Genomic DNA, 3312 nt, shown 5'->3' with positions numbered 1-3312 from the left:
TGGGATGGGGCCATTTCATTGGGGCCCGTGTGGGTTATGACGAGAAAGGCCTCTGGGCTGTGGATCCCCGGCCGCCAAGGCCTCCTCGCGATGCCAGTTTTCGGGCTCCTGTTGCCGATAAGTATACATTTTGGCTGAGTGGTGATTATATCGGATATACGAGTTACCGCCCCCTATATCCCCGTTATAAGGAAGTTATTCATCATCATCCTGATAAACCATCATTTGAGGAAGATCGCTTTCGTTTACGCCACTCCGAACAATGGAGCTATAAGGATTACAGTCCTGAACTTACCCGGCGAGGTCTTTGGCACTCTGCCATGTCAGGCGGAGTGGCAAACATCTGGGGTAACTTGCTGCCACATAGCCAAAACGAACGTGGTTCTGAACCTTACGATAACAAAGCCACCACGGAAGTAAACGAAACCACGATTACTGTCGACATGAAACACCAGATCAAGAACTATTCCAGGTTCTTTGAAAGCCGCTTCTTGCCGGAAATGGTCACTATGTAGGACGGCCCGGAAATGCGATTAATGGTACCGGAAGGTGAACATGCCATTATATACCGGGAGAACAGCAATGTAGTAAATTTAAACCTACAGCGAATGGTAGGGCAACAGCCAGCAATCGCTGTAGACACGAAAAAGCCCTACAAAGAGATTGATATCGGCAGTTTTACTCCGGGCAAGCATACCTGGGAAGCTCCTTATCGTTCAGATTGGGTCATAGCAATCGGTTCATTCAATTCGAAATGAGATTTTACAAAGTATCCAGATACTATATATTGTTGAATTCTTAAATTCTTAGAGAGAAAGATATAAAGAAATGCAGTCCATACTTTATGTATTTGACTGATTATCAAAATACTATATAACAATTGGTTCGTACTGCAAAAAAAAGACATATTATGTTAACAACATTCCAAAAATTATTTAGCCTAACTGTCTGCAAACATCATCAATGTATCCTTATGCTTATATTGTTTACTATGGTATCAGGTATACCTGAAAATAAAAAAAGATAATATGGGTATGCTGATGACTGCCGAACCCCTGTTTGTTGCTGTTTTTTCATAATTCTTGTTCAGCCACAGGATCAATTGCTATAGATTGCTCCACGGGTCGATGAAATAGTAATCCCCTATATATTGATGTTCTCCTATTGAACCGATGAAAAAAATTTAAATTTGTAAAGTGACATTTGAAAAATGCCTTAAAAAGTTTTAATTTTATAGTAAAATTTCTTACATAAAAGTGTTATTTTTATGTTCAAAATCACTATCCGCTTTGCTCCGGAATGGGTGTCCGTTTTCATCGGAATACGCACTTCTTAACTAAGTAAACCAATTTCTATAACTGACAAATTCTATTTATAACAAAAGACATTGTAATTATGAAACCAACCTTTAAAGTATTTATTATTTTTCTCACCATCGTACTATTTTCAATTTCCAAAAATGCAAAAGCAGATGATTTTGAAATAATAAAAGGAAGGGTCGTCGATCAACTTATGAGATCGGAAGTTAATGACGAAAGCATAGCCGGAATAATTGATATTGTGAATGAAGACGGCAGCTTTCAGGGTATTAATTATGATGATCTCAGCAGGGAAGCCGGATTTCCGCATCGCCATCATACGAAGAATCTTGTCAGTCTGGCAAGGGCATACAATATTGAATCATCCCGTTACTACCAGGATGAAAATATTAAAGACATTATTACCAGGGGACTTGAGTTCTGGGTGAAACACGATTTTGTAGGAGAGAACTGGCATAACAATCAGATCACAACACCTACCAACCTTGTAAACCTGATGCTGTTGATTGGCGATGAAATGCCAGCTGACTTGGTTGAGCAGGCACAACCTATGATACGCAGGGCCACCATGGAAAAGGTACCTGGAGTTTTCTACGGGGCAAGACCCGGGGGGGACAGAATAGCTATTGCAGCCATAGTTGCTAAAAACTTTCTTTTCCTGAACGATAAGGAGGCATTCGATAATGTAATACAGATAATTGCCGGTGAGATCAAGTTCACAACCGGAGAGCGTGGAATGCAGCACGATTACAGTTTCCATCACAGACATGACAGAGTTAACAATACAACAAGTTATGGATATGGAAAATATGCCAACACTTTTGGTGAGTGGGCATCCTACGTAGCTAACACCGATTACCAGTTCCCTACCGACAGAATTAACCATCTTGTAGACTACTATCTGGACGGAATATACAAGCATATGGTATATGGTGTTTATGTTGATGTCGCTGCTCACGACAGAAGTATTGCCAATCAGAGGACCAGCACGCCAAGAGGAACCCTGGAAATAGAGCGTTTACTTCAAAGTACTGATTACCGGAGTGATGAGCTTGAAAACATATTGAAATTGAGACAGGGTGAAGAGGCACATATCAGATCTTTTGCCAAGTTTTTCTGGCAAACGGAGCACTTTACCTTCCAAAGGCCTCATTTTTACACTAGTGTCAGAATGCACTCAACAAGAAACAGAACCTACGAGGTTCCCTATAACGGCCCCGGTATAACTACTCACCACAGGGCCGAAGGGGCAAATTACCTCAGCCTGGATGGTCACGAATATGACGGTATCTGGCCCGTATATGACTGGCAGAAAGTATCAGGGGCAACCATAATGCAAAAACCTGAAAATCACATCGCCGAAAGTTACGGTGGGGATATGCCGGTTCAGATGGAGGGTTTAACTGATTATGTTGGTGGAGTAGATGACGGACTCTACGGTGCTGTGGCATACGACTTCAAGAGCCCTCATGACCTTCTTGAGGCTAGAAAGTCCTGGTTTTTCTTCGATAACGAATATGTCTGCCTGGGCTCGGGTATAAACTCCAATCCCAACCAAAACTCCAAATCCGAAGACCTTCGTGCATATACCACCATTAATCAGGCCCACCTCAGGGGAGATGTCAGAGTAAGCCAGGGAGGACAAGCGGAAGTTGCTCCCCGGAGCAACAGCGATCTGGAAAATGTAAAGTGGGTGCACCATGACAGTGTTGGATACATATTACCTAAACCGGCAACTGTTAATTTATCCAACAGGGCCGAACAGGGGAGATGGTCTGATATATCAGCCACCAAAAGTGCCTCTGATGAACTGGTAACTCAAGATGTCTTCCTTCTCGGTATTGACCACGGCAACAGCCCCGAAAATGCTTCATATCAGTATATAGTAGTACCGGGTGTCACTCCTGAAGAGGTGGCTTCAACAAGTGCCGAAAACAGGAATATTGAGATTCTCTCAAACACACCCGACCTGCAAGGTGTAATACATAATGGT

Annotated in this window: 3 protein-coding genes; all 3 read left to right on the top strand. The window is 42.5% G+C overall.

Features of this window, described 5'->3' with window-relative positions; all coding sequences use genetic code 11:
• A partial coding sequence (locus KGY70_19495; protein ID MBS3777388.1) for a hypothetical protein occupies window positions 1–515 on the top strand: 515 nt, incomplete at its 5' end.
• 12 nt (window positions 516–527) lie between these two features.
• Window positions 528–758, top strand: coding sequence for a hypothetical protein (locus KGY70_19490; GenBank protein ID MBS3777387.1), 231 nt, complete (start codon window positions 528–530; stop codon window positions 756–758).
• 637 nt (window positions 759–1395) lie between these two features.
• The coding region (locus tag KGY70_19485) for a chondroitin lyase (GenBank protein ID MBS3777386.1) at window positions 1396–3312 on the top strand (1917 nt) is incomplete at its 3' end.

The organism is Bacteroidales bacterium (genome assembly GCA_018334875.1).
GTDB lineage: Bacteria > Bacteroidota > Bacteroidia > Bacteroidales > UBA12077 > JAGXLC01.
Note: the sequence above shows the minus strand (reverse complement) of the source record. Positions and strands in the feature narration are given on the sequence as shown.

Coding starts and splice junctions, on each gene's coding strand:
- KGY70_19490 (MBS3777387.1), top strand. CDS start 528: ATGCGATTAATGGTACCGGAAGGTGAACATGCCATTATATACCGGGAG.